Below are 21,396 nucleotides of genomic sequence, written 5' to 3'. Positions count from 1 at the left end.
CGGCGCAGCTGGAAGATCTGTCTGAGGGCTCATGGAATTGCTTCCGGCAAGGCCTCTATGACCTTCTCATGAATCTTCAGCACGGAACCGAGTCTGTCCAGGTACACCTTTCACGGGAGACCTTGGGCGCCGGTATACGCATCGTAAGCAAATCCTTCTATCCTCACGGCCACATGGTAGCCATTGTCTGACACCATGAGATCCCTGCCCTTGTCATTTCTGAAGACAATGTAGGCGGCTTGCCCTCCTTTTCTTGCCGTCAGTTCCACGAACTGCGGCTTGCCACCAAACCTAGTGAAGGCGGCATGAATGTCGCGGGCCACGGGTTGGCACTGACCCGCGACCTGTCTGCGCGCATCGTAGCTCGTCTTCAGAGCCAGGAGCCATGCGGGAGTCTGCTTCCCCAGGTTGGCCACTCCCCAGTAGGAAATGGCTGCGTCGATATCGCCCTTGAGGAGCAAGGACAGGAGGTGCGCCTTCTCCGAGTCCGTCCCCGGGGGAACAGGTGCGACGATGGTGAGATGGGCAGGAGGTATGACCTGTGCCACTGCGGGCCAGGTCATGAGTGCCCACAAGAGCGGTAGGGGGATGCGGCAGCGCATGGCGGTCATGCTATCAGTCATTGATGCGACACTGGCGGTGCGTCTCGTCGAGCCCGGCCAAGGGAGGAGCCCGCGGGCCTGGTACCAGGACTATGCCCCTGAAGTGGTCGCCAGCTTGAATCCGGGGGCGACGGAGGCTTGGCTCGTGGCGCTCGAGGAGCGGCTCGGGCACCGCCTGCCCGAGGACTTCCGCGAGTCGTACCTGCTTCACGACGGGCAGCGGGATGAAGCGTGCGTCGGTCTCGTCATCGGGTTGTCGCTCATGTCCCTGGACCAGATCGATGCCAGAGGGAGCCGTCCAGCCCTTCCACGCCCATCGCGGATGTCAACCGCGGCGCGGGTGAGGCCTGGCGGATGCCTTGACCGGGCGGGTGGCGCTCGACAGCCGCTCCGGGATGCGCGCGACGAGCATGTCGATGGCGGCGCGCACCTTCGAGGGCAGGTGCTTGTTCTGCGGCCAGACGGCGTAGATTTCATTGCCGTAGCGGTGCTCCTGTTCCAGGACGATGACGAGCTGTCCGCCGCGCACGCGCTCCGCGACGAGCCAGCACGGAAGCCACGCCAGCCCCGCCCCCTGCGCCGCCGCGTCGGCGATGGTCTCCACGTCGTCGAAGCGCAGGCGCGAGGGAACGGACACGAGCTTCTCGCCGCCCTGTCCATCCGGAAACCGCCAGGGTTTGGAAATGCCATTGCGCCCGTAGATGACGGCCTCGTGACCGTCCAGTTCCCCGAGTGTGGTGGGACGGCCGTGCCTGGCGAGGTAGGAAGGCGCGGCGCAGACCACCATCTCCTGGACTCCCAGCCGGCGGGCCGTCAGGCCGGCCTGGTCCGCCAGGGGCGCGACGCGGACCGCCATGTCGTAGCCATCCTCGATGAGGTCGACCACGCGGTCGCTGAAGGAGATCTCCACCTCCAGCCCGGAATGCTGGCGGGCCAGGTCCCAGAGGAGCGGCGCCGCGCAGTGCCGGCCGAACATCACCGGCGCACTCACGCGCAAGCGGCCGGTGGGGGCACGGCGGCCGGAGTCCAGCTCCGCCTCGGCGGCCTCCAGTTCCGCCAGCGCGCGCACACAGCGCTCGTAGAAGGCCTGCCCATCATCGGTGAGGCTCTGCCGGCGTGTGGTTCGCTGGAACAGGCGCGTTCCCAGCCGCTCCTCCAGTCGGGCAATGCTCTTGCCGATGGCCGAGCGCGACAGGCCCATGCGCTGGGCGGCGAGCGCGAAGCTCCCGGCTTCGGCGGCCTGCACGAACGAGAGGACTCCGCTGAGGCGATCCGTCATGACTGCGCTCCAATTGGCGACTTCGTGTCCACAGTGAGTGGAGGAAGTGTCTCCACTGGCGAATGAGACTCGTCTCTATATCTCCTGTGTCACTTTCACGCATGAGCACGGAGCAGACGATGAGCGGCACGATGAAGCGTTGGCAGTTGCGGCAGCCCGGTCGGGCGCATCTGGAGCTGGCGGACGTGGCGATCCCGAAGCCGGGGCCGGGCGAGGTACTGGTCCGTGTCTCGGCCGTGTCGCTCAACTACCGCGAGAAGCTCTTCCTGGACGGTGGCGGCTATTCGAACATGCCCCTGCCGTTCGTCCCCACCTCCGATATGGCGGGGGAGGTCGTCGCCACCGGGGCGGGTGTGCGGCGCTTCCAGGAGGGAGCGCGGGTCATCGCCAACTTCCAGACCGACTGGGTGGAGGGCCCGACGCCCCGGCAGGTGCGAAGCCTGGGCGGCAGCGTGCCCGGCGTCCTGGCCGAGTACGTGGTCATGCCCGAGAGCTGGCTGGTTGCCTCCCCCAAGACGTTGGATGACGTGCGGGCGAGCACGCTGCCGTGCGCTGGACTCACGGCCTGGACCGCGCTGGTGGAGCTGGGTGCACTGCGTCCAGGGCAGACGGTGGTGACCCAGGGCACGGGCGGCGTATCCCTGTTCGCGCTACAGCTCGCGTCGGCCATGGGGGCGCGGGTCATCGTGCTCTCCGGTGATGAGGGCAAGCTCTCCCGCGCCAGGGAACTGGGCGCGGCACATGGCATCCATCGCGGCCACACGCCCGACTGGGCGAAGGCGGTGCTCGAGCTCACGGGAGGGCAGGGCGCCGACCACATCCTGGAGGTGGTGGGTGGAGACAACCTCGCCCGCTCGGCCAATGCCATTGCGTCTGGTGGGCGCATCTCCCTGATTGGCGTGCTGGAGGGATTCGAGGCCCGCTTCCCGGTGCTGCCGCTCTTCCAGTCGCAAGGCGTTCTCCAGGGCATCTTCGTCGGCCACCGGCGGGGTCTGGAGAACCTGGTGCGCGCGGTGGACCAGCTCGAGCTCGCGCCAGTCGTCGATGCGGTCTATCCCCTCGCCGAGTTCCCGAAGGCACTGGAGCACCTGGACCGCGGGCCCTTTGGCAAGCTCGTCATCCGTGTCCGCTCCTGATGTTGGGGGGAGACGGCTCCAGAACGACGCGGCCCCCCACCCGCCAGCCGGTCGCGTCATCATCGCCTGTGTGCTCCACGACCAGACGGCACGGCCGTCCCATGTCTTCGCCTTGTGCGAGGGTCAGGTGCGCGAGCCTGGAATGCCCTCCCTCCCGCCTGAGCCATAGGGCGGGGGCGGCGGCGGAACCCCCCGTGGCCGGATCCTCGACGATGCCGATGCCAGCCGGGAACTGCCGCACGGCGAGGTGCGCACGGGTCGCGTCCGCACGCTCGACGACGAAGGCATAGAGGCCGGTGCAGCCCAGCTGGGAGGCGATGCGCTCGACGGCCGCGGGATTCACGTTCACCGCCGTCAGCCGCTCACGCCTCCCGAGCGGAATCAAGGTCTTCAGACGCGCCCCGCCCGCGTTCCACAGCCGCTCGGGCATGTCGCCCGGCGTGAGCCCCAGGGCCGCGGCCAGTGCCGCTCGCAGCTCCTGTCCTATCTCCACCGGGACCAGGTGCTGCCTTCCCAACTCCACCGAGACCTCGAAGGAGGTTGCATCCACCGCCTCGACTCGGGCCGTGAGCTCACCAGACGGGGTCGTCACCGTCACGGCCCGCCTCTCTTCGGGGATGCGCCCCTCGTTTCGGGCGAGCGCCAGTCCGCCCAACAGCCCGTGGAGGCACAGGCTCAGCTCTCCATCCGGCGCGATGAACCGGAAGTCCCTGCCCGCGGCTTCGAGTGTCACCTCGATACCGGTCTCACGGGCAAGTGCCCGGGCTGTGTCGACCGCCGCCGCCGCGGCACCTGGCTCCATCCCGACCGGCAATACCCAGGTGGCGTTGCCGCCGCGCGCGTCGCTGGAGATGAAGGCGCGGGCATAGCGGGCTTCGGCAGACACGACAGCGGTCACGTGGGTGCTCCCCGGCATGGCGGCTCCCTGGCCGCTTTGAAGGCGAAGCGCGACTGTAGGTTACTCCGGCGGCCTCGAGTCGCCGGAACCAACCCGTTTCCCGGTACTCGGCGAGCTCATGCTCGCGCACGTCCGCGCGACGGAGGGTCGCTTGCCTGCCCGCGTTATTTCTTGCTTTGCTCTCCTCTGACCGGCTTCGTGCCCGGGTTCTGTGAGGAGGCGTGATGGCCGTTCAGAGCGGATCCATCGACCACGGCGATGGCGCGAACATCCGGACACTCCCGGCGGAACTGCGTGGCACGAAGTGTCTGACGACGGCGCCACTTCAATGGTGTGCCATTCCAACAGGCCGACGTGAGCTACCTGGGGATGGAAGAGGCCCAGCACCTCGCGCTGCGCGCACCGGACGGCGGGTTCCCGCCGGTCTTCTGTGTTCCCGAGCTGACCTTCTACTGCTTCACGGAAGAGGCGAAGCAGGCCTGTGACAAGGCGGGTTTGAAAGGACTGTGGTGGCGCCCCCAACCGTGAGCTCGCTGGAGCGGAGGCGCGCCTAGCCGTTCGAGCGGGCGGCCCCGACACGTCACTCTCCTGGAGCGGGCCTGTCGCGGTAGACTGGTGCCTCGATGGCCCCCAAGACGAGCACGGCGGAATCCTACGCGGCCCAGCACCGCGGCAACGCGGACCACTACGCCACCTACTTCGCTGGCATGGATGCCTCCATGCAGCAGAAGGTGGCCCTCACCACCGCCCACTTCCCCACGCGCGGCCGCGTGGCCGACATGGGCAGCGGCTCGGGTCGTGGCACCCATGACCTCGCCTGTCTCTACAGCGGTCTGGAGCTGGTCGGCGTCGACATCAACCCGGTGTCCGTGAAGATGGCCGCCGAGTCCTATCAGCGCTCCAACCTCCGCTTCGTCGTGGGTGACATCGCCGACCCGGTCTTCCCGCCGGAGTCGCTCGATGGTGTGCTCGACTCGTCGGTGCTCCACCACGTCACCAGCTTCAATTCCTTCTCGCTCGCCCGCCTGGAGGAGTGTCTGGACAACCAGGTGCGCGCGCTGCGCACCGGCGGCGTCATCATCATCCGCGACTTCCTCATCCCCGATGGGCCCTCGGAGGTGTTCCTCGACCTGCCCACGACGGATGGTGCTGCCGAGGGGCTCGTCCCGGAGCTCTCCACCGCCGCGCTCTTCGAGCGCTTCGCGCGCGGCTTCCGCTGCAGCGTCAACCGCGACGGCCCCGTGCCTCATACGCGGCTCGTTTCGCCCCACGCGGGACACGTCCGTTACCGGCTCGCCCTGCGCGCCGCCAACGAGTTCATCCTCCGCAAGGATTACCGCACCGACTGGGACGTGGAGCTGCTCGAGGAGTACACCTACTTCTCCCAGTCCCAGTTCGAGTCCGCCTTCCGCCGCCGCGGGCTGCGCATCCTCAGCTCGATGCCCATCCGCAACCCGTGGATCATCGCCAATCGCTACGAGGGCCGCTTCCACCTGAGCGATGTCGACGGCCGGCCGCTGCCGTTCCCAGCCACCAACTACCTCATCGTGGGAGAGAAGGTGCCCCCCGGCGCGGGCGTGGAGCTGCGCGAGGAGCGCAGCGAGCCCCTCGCCACGCCTCGTTTCCTGTCCCTCAGTGCCTGGCGTCACGAGGAGTCCGGCCGCGTCTGGGAGCTGGTGGAGCGCCCCGGGCGCACGTTGGATCTGCTGCCCTGGTTCCGCCAGGACGGGCAGGTGTTCGTGCTGGCCAAGAAGGGCTTCCCCCGGCCCATCGTCAACGCCTGCGCGGATCATCCCAACCTCGGAGGCGCGGCGCTGTCCGGCTACATCACCGAGCCCCTCGCCGCCATCACCCACGCCGGTGAGCCGCCGGACAAGGCCATCACGCGCATCCTGCACGAGCGGGCCGGACTCCCCGCCGACAGCATCCGCGCCCTCGGAGAGCCCTTGCGCTACTTCACCTCGCCCGGCGGGGTGAGCGAGCGCGTGTCCGCGTACCTGGTGGAGGTGGCTCCGTCCTCCGGTCTTCCCGTCCCCGACTACAGCCCCTTCACCAGCTCCGGCTCGGTGCGCGAGCTGGATGCGCGCCAGGTGCTCCGCGCCTGCCACGTGGGCGGCATGGTGGACGCCCGGTTGGAGCTCAACATCCACCGTCTGCTGCGCCACCTGGGGACCTCTCCGGGGCCGTGGATCGGCGCCTCCATCCAGCTCGCCGAGCAGTCCGGTGGGCCGGCGTGGGCCGAGGATGCGCTGGCTCCCGCGCGCCACGTGGGCTTCTCTCCCCATGAGGAGGGTGCCATCGGCTATCTGGACCTGTGCACCGGCACCTTCTCCGAGCGCGACGCCGAGGGCCGCGTGCTGGCCAGCGTGCCGCGCGAGTATCTCGTGCCCCGCGGCGAGGTGAGTCGCAACACCACGGTGGCGCTCCCGGTGGTTCGGACGCGCGAGGGCATCCGCGTGGGCATCGAGCACCGCGAGCTGCCGGTGGTGCAGCACTTCACGGGCAGCGCCCGCATCGCCGTGTCTCCGGCCTGGCGGCTTCCCCGGACGCTCACCCACCTCGGTCAGGTGCCCTCCTTCATCGCCGAGCGTCTTCGCGAGGAGTTCGCCGTCTCCGTCCGCCATACCTGGGAGCTCGGCGGCTCGTACCACACGACTCCAGGTGTCACCCCCGAGCTGGTCTGGCCCTTCGCCGTGGAGGTCGAGGCGGCTTCCGCTCATGACCCGCGTCTGCACTGGATGCCGCTCGAGGTCCTCATCAGCCAGCTCGATGGGGTTCAGGACGCGCACCTGCTGGTGGTCGCCTGGCGGTTGGCTCACGCTCTGGGCGTATTGGGTTGAGAGGCGAACCCGGGGACTGAATTACCCTCACCCCCCGCCCTCTCCCAGGGGGAGAGGGTGCATGCGTAACTCGTTCAGTGCTCGGTCCGGTGGGGGGCGTGGTGGTCGTGCTCCGGTTTCCCGCTCAACGGGAGTCTTACCGTGGCCACCGCTCCTCCCCCCTCGCGCGGGCGCAACGAGATGCGCCCCCCGTGACGGCGGATGATCTCCCTCGACACGTACAGCCCCACCCCAATGCCCGAGATGCCGGTCAGCTCACGCCGATCTCCTCGCTCGAAGCGCCCGAAGAGCTGCTCCTCGTCATGCACTCGCAGGCCGATTCCCCGGTCGGCCACCACCACCTCCGCCTCGTTGCCCGGCTGCACCCGGGTGTACACCTCGATGGTTCCTCCCGTCGGGCTGTACTTGATGGCGTTGGACACCAGGTTGTGCAGCACCTGCTCCATTCGCAGCTCGTCGAATTCGCCCACCAGCGGGCACACCTCGAGCTCCAGCGTGTGCAGCGGCGAGGCGCTCACCAGGGCGTCCGCCACCCGCCGCACCACCTCGCCCAGGTCCAACCGCGCGCGCTCCAGTGGCAGCTGCTCCAGGCCCAGCTGCGAGGCGTCCAGCAACTGGTTCACCAGCCGCGTCACCCGGTCCACCTGCTGGCTCACTTTGTCCAGCCGCTCCACGTGCTCGCCCGGCACCTTGCGCCTCAATATCTGCACCTGCGCCTTGAGCGCGGTGAGTGGCGTCTTCAGCTCGTGCGACGCGATGGAGAGGAAGGCGTCCTTCTCCCGGCTGGTGCGCTCGACGGCCTCCATCTGCCGCGACAGCTGCCAGGCCATCCGGTCGAAGGTCTCCGCCAGCTGGCTCAGCTCGCGCGGCGAGTCCTCGGCCACCTCGGCCGCTCGCGCCGTGCGCTCTCCCGCCGCGAGCCGGGCCGCCGCGTGCGACACCCCGTGCACCGGCGAGACGATGATGCGCGAGAAGGTGAGCGCCAGCAGCACCGCCGCCACCGTGGCCAGCCCCACCGTGCCCAGCAGCGCGAAGTAGGAGCGCTCCACGTCCTGCTGCAGCCTCGTTCCCGGCTGCTCCACCACCACCCTCCATCCCAACTCCGGCACCTCGACCATGCCGAAGTGCAGCAGCGACCCCACGCGCACGAGCGTCACCGTGTCCAGCTCGTTCTCATAGGTCCCCGTGCCGCCACTGCCCACCTGCTTCAGCGCACTCGCCAGCGGCGTGCCGACGGTGCTCCGCATCTGCCCGGTGCCCTCCTCGGCCGAGTCGAGCACCACTCCTCCCCGTGCGTCGACGACCCGGATGCGCCGCGGCGTGTCTCGCACCAGGGTGCGCGCGTTCTGGCGCAGCCTCGGCAGGTCCAACGCGGCCATCACGTACCCCGCGTAATGCTCTCCCCGGCGGATGGGCGCCGCCGTCACCACCAGCGGCCCTTGCACTCCTCCTCGTCCCAGGAAGACGTCGCTCACCACGGGCTCGTGGGCCTGCCGCACCTGCCGCACGTAGGGGCGATCCGAGAAGTCCGTGCCCGCCAGCGGACGGCCCGCCGCGTCGGTGCGGGGAGAGAAGGCGAGCGCCACCCCCTCCGGACTGCCCACGTAGGCGTTGACCACCTCCGGCGAGTAGGACGTGAGCGCGTCCAGCTCGCCCTCGAGGAAGTTCTGGCCCGGCAGCACCCCGTCCGGCGAGAGGCCCGCCGACAGCGTGCGCGCCAGCCGGAACACGCCATGGCGCGAGTGCTGCAAGCTGCTCTCGATTTCGTTGGATACCACCCGGGCCGCGTGCAGGTTCTCCTCGTTCACCTGCCGCACCTCGGTGGCGTAGCGCGCACGGCCCTCGGCCCCGCCCACCACCAGCAGCGGGATGATGGCCCCCAGCGTGAGCGCCGAGCCGAACGCGCGTCCGATGGACACGTCCGCCAGCGGCAGCGGTAGCAGCGCTCGCAGGTGCCTGCGCACCGAGGGCAGCAACAGCACCACCTGGAGGATGAGCGCCGCCAGCAGCCCGTTCACCGCCTGCTTCACCCCCGCCACCAGCGTGGCCTCCAGGGGGATGTCCTCCATCACCCGGTAGGTGAGGAGGAAGTACAGCGGGCTCAGCACCCAGTAGCAGGCATCCGCCACCAGCGGCGTGAGGCGCCGACGCAGCGCGCCCACGAAGACGCCCTCGAGAATCATGTTGAGCCACCCCCACGGGTGGCCCCACAGCCAGATGGTCCCCGCGCCCGATACGGCGCCCGCCAGCCCGCCCGCTACCGGACCGAGCAGCACCGCGGCGAGCAGCACCACGACCGGGCCGAGCAGCAGATGCACCCCGGGCAGTACCTCCAGGGCCGCCAGGTTCACCACCCACCCGATCAGCCCGAGGCCCAGACCCCATCCGATGCGCCTCAGGGTGCTCAGAGTGCTCACCGTGCCCAGGGTGCTCACCTGCTGCCTGCCCGGCAACGATTCTTTGCCCTCTGGACGTACTGGCAGTAGGAGTGAGCGGTCACTGAATGACAGAGGCCACGACCGCGAGCCGCACCCGGACGAGGCGGAGCAACCCGCAATCGCGGCTCCCAGAGGGACGACCGGGCGTGCACCATACCCTCTACAACTCCTGGACAGGCCTCGGCCTTCCAGTGTCTGTATGCACGCGGCGACATCCGGGACACGCACGGGGAGCAGCGCTTCTCAAGCTTTCCACCTGGGATGCAGCGCCGCGAGGCGGTCCAGTCGGAACAGGACCCGCAGGGGCCTCGACACGGAGAACTCATGAGCCACAAGAAGCCGTCCTTCCACCGGGGGACGACCATGCGTGGCGCGCCCTCGTCGACGCGTTCGTCGGGATTCGTGCGCCTGTCCGCTGTTGCCACCATGCTGCTCGCTCCCGTCGCGCTCGCGCAGCCCTCGGGCCTGCCGGAGTTCGAACTGGAGCGTCTGGAGCTCAACCCCAACGGCAGGGGCTCTCTGCTCATGGGCACCGGCGAGCTGCTGCCCGCAGGCGGCTTCCGTCTCTCGCTCGCGGGGCAGTACGAGAATGATCCGCTGGTGATGTACCGCGATGGTGCTCGGTTGGGCTCGGTGGTGGGAGACCGGGTGACGGCGCACCTGCTGGCGGCCTGGGCACCGATGCGGTGGCTCGAGCTGGGTGTGCAGTTGCCGCTGGTGGCCTGGCAGCGTGGAGATGATCTCAGCGCCCAGGGCATCGGGGCACCGGCTCGCACGGGTCTGTCCACGCCCACGGCGCACGTGCGGTTGGGATTGCTCGCGCAGCAGCGGGAGGCGCCGGTGGACCTGGCGCTCGAGCTGGGCGTGGGGCTGCCCGTGGGCAGCGTGGAGACGCTCTCGCGGGACGGCATCGTCCGCATCTCGCCCAAGGTGATGGTGGGCCGGAGCTTCGGCTGGCTGCGCGCTGGCGTGGAGGCGGGCGCGCTGGTGCGGCCCACCGTCGTGCTCGGTGACGCGGGCACGGTGCAGGACGAGCTGGGCAACGAGGTGCGCCTGGGCGCGGTGCTGGCCACCACGGGCGACGGGCTGCGCGGCGAGCTCAACGTGCGCGGCAGCGTGCCGCTCTCGCGCGAGCCGAAGTCGCTGGAGGTGCTGGCCGGCCTCCGGCTTCCCCTCGGCGAGTCGTCCGAGCTCTATGCGCTGGGCGGTCCCGGCTTCGGTGAAACCCCGGGCACGCCCTCCTTCCGCCTGTTGCTCGGCGTGGCCGTTGGCGGTGGGGAGCGGCAGGACGCCTCGCGGCGCGACGACGATGGCGATGGCGTGAGGAACGGCGAGGACACGTGTCCCATGGAGGCGGGCCCGGCCGAGCGTCAGGGCTGCCCGGTGAAGGACGCGGACAAGGACGGTATCGAGGACGGCGCGGACACGTGTCCCATGGAGGCGGGCCCGGCCGAGCGCCAGGGCTGCCCGGTGAAGGACGCGGACAAGGACGGCCTGGAGGATGGCGCGGACAAGTGCCCCACGGAGGCGGGTCTGGCCGAGCGCCAGGGCTGCCCGGTGAGGGACGCGGACAAGGACGGCCTGGAGGACGGCGCGGACAAGTGCCCCACGGAGGCGGGTCTGGCCGAGCGCCAGGGCTGCCCGGTGAGGGACGCGGACAAGGACGGCCTGGAGGACGACGCGGACAGGTGCCCCACGGAGGCGGGCCTGATGGAGCTGCGCGGCTGCCCGGCGAAGGACACGGACGGTGACTCCGTGGCGGACCACCTGGACAACTGCCCCGCCGAGAAGGGCGTGGCCACCAACCAGGGCTGCCCGGTGCAGCAGAAGCAGCTCGTGGCCATCCAGACGGGCAAGCTGGAGATCAAGGAGCAGGTGTTCTTCGCCACCGGCAAGGCCGTCATCCAGAAGCGGTCCTTCAAGATGCTGGACCAGGTGGCCCAGGTGCTCCGCCAGCACCCCGAGGTCGACCTCATGGTCATCGAGGGTCACACCGACGACCGCGGCAACGCGGAGGCCAACCGCAAGCTGTCGCTGGCTCGGGCCGAGTCGGTGAAGAGCCACCTCGTGAACAAGGGCGTCGAGGCGTCGCGCCTGGAGGCGAAGGGCTTCGGTCCCGACCGGCCCATCGCGTCCAACAAGACGGAGAAGGGCCGCGCGACCAACCGCCGCGTGGAGTTCATCATCACCACCCCCGAGCGCGAGCTGAAGTAGTCGAAGGAATCGAAGATCATGAGCAATCCATTCATGAAGACCTGGCTCGCGGCCGCGCTCTGCGTGCTGGCCCTCGGCTCGACGGCGGCGCTGGCCGAGCCGGACACGTTCGGTCTGGGCACCGGGAACGACAAAGTGCACACGGTGACGATCAGCGGTCCCGTCAACAGCTACGCCCAGGTGACGATGCCGCTGTTGAAGGGCGAGGACACCGTCGAGGTGGGGGTGTGCACCGGTGCGACCCGGTGCTTCCTGCCGGGCGATCTGGTGATGGTCCTGCAGGCCACGGGTCTCAGGCCGGACGCCCCGGAGGCCGCCACGGGGAATGTTGGCCCCATCGACATCGACGACCGGACGAAGTTCCAGATGGGATTGTGGGAACTGGCGCGGCTGAAGTCGGTGGTGGGCTCGACGCTGACCCTGACGGCACCCCTCATCCGTGACTACCCGTCGAACATCACCCAGGTCATCCGGGTGCCCGAGTACACGGATCTCACCATCAACCCCGCCAGGAACATCTCGGCGAAGCCCTGGGATGGAAAGTCCGGAGGTGTCGTCGCGTTCCTGGCCACGGGGACGGTGACCAACAATGGGAGCATCGTCGCCAATGGCGCCGGGTTCCGAGGGGGCACGACCAACGATGACGATGTCGGGAACACCAACTGCACGAAGCCGGACGAGCCGCTTCCCGGGGGAGCCCGCAAGGGCGAGGGCCTCGTGGATGCGCGTTACGGCAACGAGCACACCGGCCTCGGCAACGTGACCAGCGGTGGTGGCGGTGGTGTCTGCTACAAGTCCGGTGGAGGTGGTGGTGGTAACGGCGGGGCCGGCGGAAGGGGTGGCTACTCCTTCGACGGACGTGCCGTGGGCGGCCTGGGAGGCGCGGCGCTCCAGTATTCACTCGCCCAGCGCCTGACGTTCGGCGGTGGCGGTGGCGCGGGCCATGCGGATGCCTCGACTGGCAGGTCTGGCGGCGCGGGTGGTGGTGCCATCTTCATTCGTGCCAACAAGCTCGCGGGGACGGGATTCATCAGCGCGACGGGTGGCGCCGGCAACACCGCGGAGCAGGACGCGGGCAGTGGTGGTGGCGCGGGCGGCAGCATCTACCTGCGCCTGGCCGGGTCCGCCGCCTGTGGTGCCACTGGCATCTCCGCCAACGGGGGTATCGGTGGCAGCTCCAACTCGGCGCTCATGGGCCCGGGTGGAGGTGGCGGTGGTGGGCGGATCCTGTTCCAGGCGGAGAGCAATACCTGCTCCTTCAGCGTCAGCGAGGCCTCGCCCGGGACGCAGTCGAACACCTCGGATTCCCAGTACGGCGCGAAGCCTGGCTCCGCGGGTCTCCGTGAGACGCTCAGCGGAAGGTTCGTCGTGCCGCCGGTTCCCTCCGTGACCGAACCCGCCAATGGTTCCTTCACCCGCAGCGTCCGGCCGGACATCAAGGGCAAGGTCCCCGTCGAGGCCACGGGGCCCTTCTCCGATGTCACGGTGCTCAAGGTGCTCATCATCATCGATGGGGTCTACGTCGACAGCTCCGAGTTCCGGGTGACGCCCTACGCCAATGGCGACTACCTCCTGCCCCTGCTCAAGGACCTCTCCGAGGGTCGCCATACGGTGGAGGCCGTCACGGAGTACCAGGGCGTCCAGAGCGCCAGGAGCACGCTCAACGCCTTCACCGTGGACAAGACGCCGCCCGGGAAGCCGGCGGTGCTCGTGCCCGCGAATGGTGCCTCCACGAAGGAGACCCAGCCGGAGATCTCAGGTACGGCGGAGCCCGGCGGCAAGGTGACGGTCATCATCGACGGCAAGGACTACGGCCCGGTGACGGCGGACGCGGATGGCAAGTGGACCTACGTGCCCACCACGCCTCTGTCCGAGACCTCGCACACAGTGGAGGCCCGGACCACGGACGCCGCGGGCAACACCAGCCCCGTGTCCGACACCACCACCTTCACGGTGGACAAGACGGCGCCCGCGACTCCGGCGGTGAGCACTCCCGCGGAGGGGCTCCACACGCAGGAGACCCGGCCGGAGATCACGGGCACGGCGGAGCCCGGTGTGGACGTGACGGTCATCATCAATGGCACGGAGTACGGTCCGGTGAAGGCGGACGCGGACGGCAAGTGGAGCTACACGCCGACGACGCCGCTGCCCGAGGGCAAGAATCAGGTGGAGACCCGGGCCAGGGACGCGGCGGGCAACGAGAGCCCCGTGTCGCCCGTGCCGCGCATCTTCTACGTGGACACCACCAGGCCCGTGGCTCCCGAGGTGCTCACGCCCACCGAGGGCGCCACCGTCCAGGGTCCCACGCCGCTCATCACCGGTACGGCCGAGGCGAACAGCCGCGTGACGATCATCCTCGATGGCATCCCCGTGGACATCGTCGACGCGGACGCGGATGGCAAGTGGAGCTACACGCCGAAGACCGCGCTGCTCGATGACTGGCACACGGTCCAGGCCCAGGCCACGGACGCGGCGGGCAACACCGGCCCCACGTCCGAGGTGCGCAACTTCTACGTGGACTCCACGCCTCCGCCCGCGCCGGAGGTGCGGACGCCCGCGAACGGAGCGACAGTGGGCACCCATACGCCGGAGCTCAAGGGCACCGCGGAACCTGGCAGCACCGTCACCATCTACGTGGATGGTGAGGTGGTGGGGCAGGTGAAGGCCAACGCCTCGGGCGAGTGGAGCATGACGGTGCCGGACGACAAGGCGCTGGACGACGGTCAGCACACGGTGAAGGCCCAGGCCACGGACGCGGTGGGCAATCCCAGCCCCGAGTCCAGCACCAACACCTTCACGGTGGACACCACTCCTCCCGCCGCGCCAGTGGTGCTGACGCCCGCGAACGGAACGACGGTGAGCACCCATACGCCCAAGCTCGAGGGCACCGCGGAGCCTGGCAGCACCGTCACCGTCTACGTGGACGGGAAGGTGGTGGGGCAGGTGAAGGCCAACGACTCGGGCGCGTGGAGCGTGACGGTACCGGCCGACAAGGCGCTGGACGATGGCCAGCACACGGTGAGGGCCCAGGCCACGGACGCGGCGGGTAATCCCAGCGTCGAGTCCAACACCAACACCTTCACGGTGGACACCACGGGTCCGGACATCTCCATCACCTCGGGCCCGTCGGGCGTCACCCGCGATTCGAGCGCGTCGTTCAGCTTCAGCTCGTCGGAGTCGGGCGTGTCCTACGAGTGCAGGCTGGACAACACGGGTGACTTCGTCCCGTGCACCAGCCCGCATCCGCTCTCCAACCTGGCCGATGGCCCGCACACCTTCGAGGTGCGTGCCCGTGATGCCCAGGGCAACGTGTCCGCCACGCCGGCCACCCGCACCTGGACCGTGGACACCACGGCGCCCGCCGCTCCGGTGGTGAGCGCGCCGACCGACGGCGCGACCGTGGAGACCACCACGCCGGCCATCTCCGGCACGGGGGAGCCCGGTAGCACCATCACCGTCATCATCGACGGTCAGGTGGTGGGCACCGCCCCGGTGGATGCGTCCGGCAACTGGAGCTACACGCCGACCGTGCCGCTGGAGCCCGGCTCGCACACGGTGACGGTCCGCACCACGGATCCGGCTGGCAACGAGAGCCCGGTGTCCTCTGGCCGCACCTTCACCGTCGTCCAGGGCACCACCCCGGACTCCGGGGACATCGCCTTCCTGGGTGATGGCTTCGGCGGCTGCTCGGCCACCGGCGGTGACTCCTCGCTGGTGCTGTTGAGCCTGGGCACGTTCCTCGCGCTGGCCCGCCGCCGGCGCCGGTAACCCGGCCTCCGTGTCGTGATTCGGGCCGGGCCCTCCTCCCTCACCGGGGAGGCGGGGCCCGGCCTTTTTCGTGGCTCAGTGCACCTGCTGGGGCGAGCCGGTGGTGGGGTGCGTGGGTTCGGGCGGCGTGGGGTTGGCGGCGGACAGCAGGGGGAGGGCCACGTGGAAGGTGGAGCCCCGGCCGAGCTCGCTCTCCACCCAGATGCGGCCGCCGTGGCGCTCCACGATGTCGCGGCTGATGTAGAGGCCCAGTCCCAGCCCTCCATAGGAGGTGACGGAGACGTTCCGGGCGCGGAAGTAGCGCTCGAAGAGCTGCTCCTGCTGGTCGTGCGGTATCCCGATGCCCTCGTCCGTCACGGAGAGCAGCGCGAAGTCGCCACGCACGTCCAATGTCACGCGCACGGTGCTGTCCCCGGGGCTGTACTTGAGCGCGTTCTCCAGCAGGTTGGCGATGACCTGCTCGAGCCGATAGGGGTCCCCCCGGATGCGCACCGGCTCGGTCGGGTGCGCGTAGTCGATGCGGTGATGGCCGCGCTCGGCGTCCATTCCGGCCAGCACGCGCTCGATGATGCTGTCCAGCCGCATGGGCTCGAAGTGCAGCGCGAGCCGGCCGGCCTCGATGCGCGAGGCATCCAGCAGATCATTGATGAGTGCCGCCAGCCGCACCAGGTGCTGGCGGGCATGGCGCAGCAGCGTGGAGTCCACGGGCTCCTTGCGCTCCAGCCGTCGCTCCAGGCTGGCCAGCCGCAGCGACAGCGGGGTGAGGGGCGTCTTCAGCTCGTGCGAGGCGATGGTGAGGAAGTCGTCGCGCACCCGGATGGCCTCCTGGGCCTCGCGCAGCAGGCGGCCGCGCTCGGCCTCCGCGCTCCGTTGCTCGGTGATGTCCTCGATGATGCCCACGCCGCCCTCCACCTCTCCCTTCTCGTTGAAGCAGGGGGCGAAGTGGGCGCGCACCGGGGTGACCTTGCCCGAGGTGATGGCGCGGTAGTCCCCCTCGAAGTACGCATGGCGCCCGGCGAGCACGTCGCGCACGCAGGACATGACCGTCTCGTTCTGGAGGCTGAGCAGGTTCAGCCCGATGAGCATCCGCTTGGATGAGCCCATGATGCGCACGAAGTAGTCGTTGCACGCGAGCAGGGTGGGCGTGGTGTCGAAGTGGAAGAGGCCCAGCGGAGCGTTCTCGAAGACGAGCTGGTAGGCGCGCTCCCCGGCGGAGACCGGGCTCACCATGCGCGTGTGTGCCACGGAGGACAATCGCTCCATCGGCTCCTGGGTGTAGTCGGGGAACTCGGGTGGGCGCCGCAGCACCAGGGAGATGCGCTCCCCACCGCCTCCGCCGGAGCTGCCCACCGTCACCTCCAGCTCCATCTCCGGCCCGCCCCGACACAGCAGGGACGTGCGGACGGGTCGTCCGCTCAGCGCGCGCCGCCGGCCCAGCAGGTAGCGCAGGAAGGATTGGCCATCGAAGGCCCGCAGACGCGGGGGGAGGAGGCGGTCGAAGGGCTGTCCCACCAGCTCCGACAGCTTCCAGCCGAGCAGGCGCTCGGCGGCGGGGTTCAGGTAGAGGACGTGCTCGCCCCCATCGCAGGCCACGAGCGGGTCCGCCATGGCGTCCATCAACTCCCTGAAGTCGTTGCTGGACATCCCTCCCACCACGCGGATCCTCCTCTAGAGACTACAGGTTGGCGATGGAGACACGGAGCCGTGAGTACCTCCGGGCAGCGTCTCGGAAGGCCGCGTCCTGGCATGGAGGGGGAGCGGGCGGCCGATGGCTCAGATCGGCGCGGGAGGGGACACCTCGGCGTGCGTGGTGGGCGGCTGGAGCTGGAAGCGCGCGATGAGGGGCATGTGGTCCGACAGGCCGTGGAAGCGGCTGTGTGGATCTCCAAAGGGGCACGTCTCGTCGGTGTCCAACCAGCGCACCCCTCCGCCGGAGAAGATGTGGTCCAGGTGCATGCGCATGTGCATGAAGCCGGCGGTGGGGAAGCCGCGGGAGAGCTGGGGATCGATCTGCCCCACCGCCACCTGGGCATCGGTGAAACAGGCCTCGTCACACAGGTAGTGGAAGACGGGCGAGGCGGGGGGCGAGTTGAAGTCCCCGCAGACGAGGAAGGGTTCTCCGGCCGCTCTGGCCCGCACCAACTGGGCCAGGGCGCGTGCCTCGTGGAGCTGGTTGATGCCGTTGCCCATCTTCTCCCGGGTGGCCCAGAAGGCGCGGGAGAAGGGGGTGGGCAGGCTCAGGTGGGTGTTGAAGACGTGGAGCGGGAGGCCGTCCTCCCGGCGCAGCAGGCGCATGTGCGCGCAGATGCGGCTCTGCTTGCGCTCGCGCAGCATCCGCACGTGGTGGTGGGTGATGTGGTGGGGCGCGTCCACGTTGTGGATGTCCACCGCGAAGCGTTGGACGTTGACGAGGATGGCCAGCCCGGTGGTGTAGAGCGAGAACTCGCCCAGCTTGTAGTGGTGGGCGCGGAAGTAGAAGGCCTCGTAGGGCATGGGCCGGCGCAGGTTGGCGAACGTCTCCTCCATGCGCCCCATGAAGGCCTCGAGCTGCGTCTCGTCGGGGCGGGCGCGCCGGTGGGCGACGCTGCTGCGGAACGACTGCGTCTCCACCTCCTGCAGGCAGATGATGTCCGGCAGGGGGTCGAGCGCGGCGAATGCCGCGGCGACCCGGCGCTTGGGCCCCAGCGTGCTGGCGAGCCCGCGCAGGGCATGTCCGAAGTAGCGGACGTTGTAGCTGACGATGCGTAGAGGCGTGTCGGCCATGCTCGCTCGTTTGCCGTGCGGAAGCGGGAAGTACGGGGAAACTATTGCCTCCCATCTCCCAGTGGGAGCACCCCCGACCTTGCGCGCGGCCCCGGGGCGGGGGTATGGCGCCGCCTCCGGGGTTGCTCGCTCCCCCCGGAGACGTGCGGACCGCCCCCTGCCTGGCGGCGGGCCTTGAATCCGGCGCGGGGTCCTCCCCGCCCCATCCCAAGAGGAAGAGCATGAACCTGCGTTCGACGCTGTATGTGGTGACGGCCGTGGTGGCGGGAGGTCTGCTGGGCTGTGGTGAGCAGCCGAAGTACTACCGCGTGGCCATCGACCGGTCGCCGTTGGATATCGTCCCCGACGCCTGCTACACCTCGGGCGCGGCGCCCTCGGACAGGACGACCAACGTGGTCGATGTCGGCCAGTGGATCATCTGGGACGGGGTGGAGGACCGGAAGTACCTGCAGGTGGGTAACATCAACTACCAGCTCGGCAGCTCCCAGGTGCTCATCCAGGGCGACGCCATCGTGAGCACCGGTGACGACAAGAAGCCGACCTTCACCGTCGAGCGGACGCAGAACAACCCCAACCGGACCTCGCGGGCCACCTACACCTTCGAGGAGCTGGGCGACACCGTGGAGGGCACGCTCGCGCTGAGCTTCTCCTGCAACGGCACCGGCTGCACCCCGGGTTGTGATGCCACGCTGAGCTTCTCCGGGCGCCGCCTCGACGTGGACTCGTCGGTGCTGGTGAATAACTCCGCCAACAACTAGCGGACGGGCAGGCAGCGGGGGCGGGTCGGTGTTAAAAGGAGAGGGCATGACGTCCTCTCCTTCCCGTTTCCGTGGAACCGATACCTACCTCTCCAGCGAGGGCCTCCAGGCCGCCGTCAACTGCGCGCTGACGCTCCAGCGTCCGCTGCTGGTGCGCGGCGAGCCCGGCACCGGCAAGACGCTGCTGGCCGAGGCCGTCGCCGAGAGCCTGGGCCTGCGCCTGCTCACCTGGCATGTGAAGAGCACCACGCGCGCCCAGGACGGCCTGTACGTCTACGACACCGTGCAGCGCCTGTACGACTCGCGCTTCAACGACGGGGACGTGCGCGACATCCGCCGCTACATCCGCATGGGCCCGCTGGGCGAGGCCTTCGCCTCCCGTGAGCGCGTGGTGCTGCTCATCGACGAGGTGGACAAGGCGGACCTGGAGTTCCCCAACGACCTGCTCCACGAGCTGGACCGGATGCGCTTCCGCATCACGGAGACGAACGAGGAGGTGGTGGCCACGCAGCGCCCGGTGGTCATCATCACCAGCAACAACGAGAAGGAGCTGCCGGACGCCTTCCTGCGCCGGTGCGTCTTCCACTTCATCGACTTCCCGGACCAGGAGCTGATGCGCCGCATCGTGGCGGTGCACCACCCGGGGCTGGACGTGTCGCTGACGGAGCAGGCGCTGAAGATCTTCTACGAGCTGCGCGGCTTCTCACGGCTGCGCAAGCGTCCGAGCACGAGCGAGCTGGTGGATTGGATCGCCGTGCTCAAGGCCAACGGCGTGACGGACGTGAAGCTGGAGGACAACCTGCCCTTCCTGGGAGCGCTGCTGAAGCGTGAGCAGGACCTGCTGGCGGTGGCGGAGGCCTTCGGGCGGGGCCGCCGGACGAAGGCCTGACGGGGAGCGAGCCATGTTCCTGCCCTTCCTCTTCGAGTTGCGGCGGCGTGGGGTACCGGTGGGCGCGCAGGAGGCGCTCGCGCTGGCGGGGGCACTGAAGGCGGGGCTGCACGACAGCTCGCTGGATGGCTTCTACCACGTGGCGCGTGCGCTGCTGGTGCACGCGGAGACGCACCTGGATGCGTTCGACCAGGCCTTCCTGGCTCACTTCAAGGGCATGGAGGGCGCGGGGCAGAAGCTCAAGGACGAGCTGCTCGATTGGCTGAAGGAGGCGCGCGAGCGGCGCGAGCTCACCCCCGAGGAGCGGGCGCTGCTGGAGCACTTCGACGTGGAGGAGCTGGAGCGGCTCTTCCAGGAGCGGTTGGAGGATCAGCGCGAGCGGCACGACGGCGGCACGCGGTGGATTGGCACGGGAGGCGCGTCACCCTTCGGGCACTCGGGGGAGCCACGCGAGGGCTTCCGGGTGGGGGGTGAGGGGGCCGAGGGCGGCGGTGGCCGCATGGCGATGAAGATGGCCGGGGCGCGCAGGTACCAGGGGTACCGGGGCGACGTGGTGCTGGACACGCGGCAGATGGCGGTGGCGCTGCGCAAGCTGCGGGCCTTCGCGCGCGAGGGCGCACCGGACGAGCTGGACGTGGAGGGCACCATCGCCTCCACGGCGAAGAACGCGGGCGAGCTGGAGGTGGTGACGCGCCCGCCGCGCCGGCCGAACACGCGCGTGGTGCTGCTGATGGACGTGGGTGGCTCCATGGACCCGTACGCGCACCTGGTGAGCCGGCTGTTCTCGGTGGCGAAGCAGGCCACGCACTTCAAGGAGCTGCGCACGTACTACTTCCACAACTGCGTGTACGGGCGCGTGTTCGACTCGCCGTACCTGGTGGGAGGCCTCAGCGTGCCGGATCTGCTGGGGCAGGTGGGGCGCCACTTCAAGCTGGTGGTGGTGGGTGACGCGTTGATGGCGCCGTACGAGCTGGCGATGCGGACGAACTCGGAGGGCCGCTACGACACGGTGAACGGCAAGGAGGGCCTGGTGTGGCTGATGGAGCTGGCCCGGCACTTCGAGCGCAGCGCCTGGCTCAACCCGGAGCCTCCGCAGACGTGGCGGGGCAACACCATCCAGGCGGTGCACAACGTCTTCGACATGTTCCCGCTGACGCTGGAGGGACTGGGCGAGGCGGTGGCGCACCTGACGAAGGGGCGCATGGTGCGCGGGCGCCGGTGAAGTGATGTGTCCTGGGCAATCGAGGAGCGGGGCGCCTCTGGATTGCCATGCGTTCGGGGGGCGAGGGGGCTAGAAGGGGCGCTCCACTCGCAGTCCCGAGGAGTCCTCGACATGCCCCCCATCGCCATCCAGCCGCTCTACACCGCCACCGCCACCTCTCACGGAGGTCGCAACGGTCGTGTCCGCTCGGACAATGGGACGATCGACATGGCGCTGACCATGCCGAAGGCCCTGGGCGGTCCCGAGGCTCCTGGCTCCACCAATCCCGAGCAGCTCTTCGCGGCGGGCTATTCGGCGTGTTTCGAGGGAGCGCTGCGCCTGGTGGCCGGGCAGATGAAGAAGCAGATCAAGGATGCCCACATCACGGCCAAGGCGACCATCGGGAAGACCCCGACGGGCGGCTTCGGTCTGGCGGTGGCTCTCCACGGCAAGATCGAGGGCGTGTCCCAGGCCGAGGCGGACGAGCTGATGCACGCGGCGCACAAGGTGTGCCCGTACTCGCTGGCCACCCAGGGCAACATCGAGGTGAAGCTCTCGTCCGAAGTGGCCTGAGCGCGGGCCGGGGCGCGGCCCCGCTCCGACGGGGCCG

General features: G+C 69.3%; 15 protein-coding genes and 1 pseudogene. 10 read left to right on the top strand and 6 right to left on the bottom strand.

Translation table 11 applies throughout. From position 1 onward, the window contains the following. Nucleotides 1-110 precede the first annotated feature (110 nt). Nucleotides 111-602 (bottom strand): hypothetical protein, encoded by a 492-nt coding sequence (locus JRI60_RS54000; RefSeq protein ID WP_239470119.1) that lies wholly within the window; start codon nucleotides 600-602, stop codon nucleotides 111-113. On the opposite strand from JRI60_RS54000, the pseudogene JRI60_RS55245 reads away from it, so the two are divergent. Further along, nucleotides 514-831 (top strand): annotated as a pseudogene (locus tag JRI60_RS55245) (SMI1/KNR4 family protein); the annotation flags it as partial. The gene JRI60_RS54000 and the pseudogene JRI60_RS55245 sit on opposite strands and share 89 nt — an antisense overlap. Before the next feature lie 96 nt (nucleotides 832-927). Here the strand turns inward: JRI60_RS55245 and JRI60_RS46190 are convergent. Beyond that, a complete protein-coding gene (locus JRI60_RS46190; protein WP_204222461.1) occupies nucleotides 928-1,881 on the bottom strand; it encodes a LysR family transcriptional regulator in 954 nt (317 codons plus the stop codon). 101 nt (nucleotides 1,882-1,982) lie between these two features. Between JRI60_RS46190 and JRI60_RS46185 the strand changes: the two genes are divergently transcribed. Then, nucleotides 1,983-3,017: a zinc-dependent alcohol dehydrogenase family protein gene (locus JRI60_RS46185; RefSeq protein ID WP_239470118.1), complete on the top strand. Its 1,035-nt coding sequence runs from the start codon at nucleotides 1,983-1,985 to the stop codon at nucleotides 3,015-3,017. Here JRI60_RS46185 and JRI60_RS46180 read toward each other — a convergent pair. After that, nucleotides 2,998-3,903 (bottom strand): PhzF family phenazine biosynthesis isomerase, encoded by a 906-nt coding sequence (locus JRI60_RS46180; protein ID WP_204222460.1) that lies wholly within the window; start codon nucleotides 3,901-3,903, stop codon nucleotides 2,998-3,000. The genes JRI60_RS46185 and JRI60_RS46180 overlap by 20 nt on opposite strands. A 345-nt stretch (nucleotides 3,904-4,248) precedes the next feature. On the opposite strand from JRI60_RS46180, the gene JRI60_RS46175 reads away from it, so the two are divergent. Further along, on the top strand, nucleotides 4,249-4,443 hold the full coding sequence (locus JRI60_RS46175; RefSeq protein WP_204222459.1) for a hypothetical protein: 195 nt from the start codon (nucleotides 4,249-4,251) through the stop codon (nucleotides 4,441-4,443). Nucleotides 4,444-4,538: 95 nt separating this feature from the next. Beyond that, nucleotides 4,539-6,755 (top strand): class I SAM-dependent methyltransferase, encoded by a 2,217-nt coding sequence (locus JRI60_RS46170; RefSeq protein ID WP_204222458.1) that lies wholly within the window; start codon nucleotides 4,539-4,541, stop codon nucleotides 6,753-6,755. Nucleotides 6,756-6,829: 74 nt separating this feature from the next. Here JRI60_RS46170 and JRI60_RS46165 read toward each other — a convergent pair whose 3' ends face one another. Then, the gene (locus JRI60_RS46165; RefSeq protein WP_239470117.1) at nucleotides 6,830-9,172 is read right to left on the bottom strand and encodes an ATP-binding protein; all 2,343 of its coding nucleotides are present in this window, start codon (nucleotides 9,170-9,172) and stop codon (nucleotides 6,830-6,832) included. A 345-nt stretch (nucleotides 9,173-9,517) separates the two neighbouring features. On the opposite strand from JRI60_RS46165, the gene JRI60_RS54840 reads away from it, so the two are divergent. Together JRI60_RS54840 and agmC are read left to right on the top strand one after the other, a co-directional pair. Further along, entirely contained in the window at nucleotides 9,518-11,407 is a 1,890-nt protein-coding gene (locus tag JRI60_RS54840) for an OmpA family protein (RefSeq protein ID WP_204222457.1), read from the top strand. An 18-nt stretch (nucleotides 11,408-11,425) separates the two neighbouring features. Then, nucleotides 11,426-15,175: an adventurous gliding motility protein AgmC gene (gene agmC / locus JRI60_RS46155; protein ID WP_204222456.1), complete on the top strand. Its 3,750-nt coding sequence runs from the start codon at nucleotides 11,426-11,428 to the stop codon at nucleotides 15,173-15,175. Between the two features lie 75 nt (nucleotides 15,176-15,250). Here the strand turns inward: agmC and JRI60_RS46150 are convergent, their stop codons facing one another. Together JRI60_RS46150 and JRI60_RS46145 are read right to left on the bottom strand one after the other, a co-directional pair. After that, nucleotides 15,251-16,819, bottom strand: a complete 1,569-nt coding sequence (locus JRI60_RS46150; protein WP_239470116.1) for a sensor histidine kinase — start codon at nucleotides 16,817-16,819, stop codon at nucleotides 15,251-15,253. Between the two features lie 129 nt (nucleotides 16,820-16,948). Next, a complete protein-coding gene (locus JRI60_RS46145) occupies nucleotides 16,949-17,938 on the bottom strand; it encodes an endonuclease/exonuclease/phosphatase family protein (RefSeq protein WP_204222455.1) in 990 nt (329 codons plus the stop codon). Between the two features lie 221 nt (nucleotides 17,939-18,159). Between JRI60_RS46145 and JRI60_RS46140 the strand changes: the two genes are divergently transcribed. From JRI60_RS46140 to JRI60_RS46125, 4 genes are all read left to right on the top strand, one after another. Next, a complete protein-coding gene (locus JRI60_RS46140; RefSeq protein ID WP_204222454.1) occupies nucleotides 18,160-18,696 on the top strand; it encodes a hypothetical protein in 537 nt (178 codons plus the stop codon). Nucleotides 18,697-18,742: 46 nt separating this feature from the next. Continuing rightward, nucleotides 18,743-19,585, top strand: coding sequence for an AAA family ATPase (locus tag JRI60_RS46135; protein ID WP_204222453.1), 843 nt, complete (start codon nucleotides 18,743-18,745; stop codon nucleotides 19,583-19,585). 13 nt (nucleotides 19,586-19,598) lie between these two features. Beyond that, nucleotides 19,599-20,807, top strand: a complete 1,209-nt coding sequence (locus JRI60_RS46130) for a vWA domain-containing protein (protein WP_204222452.1) — start codon at nucleotides 19,599-19,601, stop codon at nucleotides 20,805-20,807. A gap of 111 nt (nucleotides 20,808-20,918) precedes the next feature. Continuing rightward, entirely contained in the window at nucleotides 20,919-21,359 is a 441-nt protein-coding gene (locus tag JRI60_RS46125; protein WP_204222451.1) for an organic hydroperoxide resistance protein, read from the top strand. Nucleotides 21,360-21,396: the final 37 nt, after the last annotated feature.

The sequence above is a fragment of the Archangium violaceum genome (assembly GCF_016887565.1).
GTDB classification, from domain to species: domain Bacteria; phylum Myxococcota; class Myxococcia; order Myxococcales; family Myxococcaceae; genus Archangium; species Archangium violaceum_B.
The sequence above is the reverse complement of the archived record's forward strand: the minus strand, read 5'-3'. Positions and strand labels throughout refer to the sequence as shown.

Bases quoted from the DNA above. Each gene is read 5' to 3' on its own strand.
- JRI60_RS54000 (WP_239470119.1), bottom strand. From the start codon at position 602: ATGCGCTGCCGCATCCCCCTACCGCTCTTGTGGGCACTCATGACCTGG.
- JRI60_RS46190 (WP_204222461.1), bottom strand. From the start codon at position 1,881: ATGACGGATCGCCTCAGCGGAGTCCTCTCGTTCGTGCAGGCCGCCGAA.
- JRI60_RS46185 (WP_239470118.1), top strand. From the start codon at position 1,983: ATGAGCACGGAGCAGACGATGAGCGGCACGATGAAGCGTTGGCAGTTG.
- JRI60_RS46170 (WP_204222458.1), top strand. From the start codon at position 4,539: ATGGCCCCCAAGACGAGCACGGCGGAATCCTACGCGGCCCAGCACCGC.
- JRI60_RS54840 (WP_204222457.1), top strand. From the start codon at position 9,518: ATGAGCCACAAGAAGCCGTCCTTCCACCGGGGGACGACCATGCGTGGC.
- agmC (WP_204222456.1), top strand. From the start codon at position 11,426: ATGAGCAATCCATTCATGAAGACCTGGCTCGCGGCCGCGCTCTGCGTG.
- JRI60_RS46150 (WP_239470116.1), bottom strand. From the start codon at position 16,819: ATGTCCAGCAACGACTTCAGGGAGTTGATGGACGCCATGGCGGACCCG.
- JRI60_RS46145 (WP_204222455.1), bottom strand. From the start codon at position 17,938: ATGGCCGACACGCCTCTACGCATCGTCAGCTACAACGTCCGCTACTTC.
- JRI60_RS46140 (WP_204222454.1), top strand. From the start codon at position 18,160: ATGAACCTGCGTTCGACGCTGTATGTGGTGACGGCCGTGGTGGCGGGA.
- JRI60_RS46135 (WP_204222453.1), top strand. From the start codon at position 18,743: ATGACGTCCTCTCCTTCCCGTTTCCGTGGAACCGATACCTACCTCTCC.
- JRI60_RS46130 (WP_204222452.1), top strand. From the start codon at position 19,599: ATGTTCCTGCCCTTCCTCTTCGAGTTGCGGCGGCGTGGGGTACCGGTG.
- JRI60_RS46125 (WP_204222451.1), top strand. From the start codon at position 20,919: ATGCCCCCCATCGCCATCCAGCCGCTCTACACCGCCACCGCCACCTCT.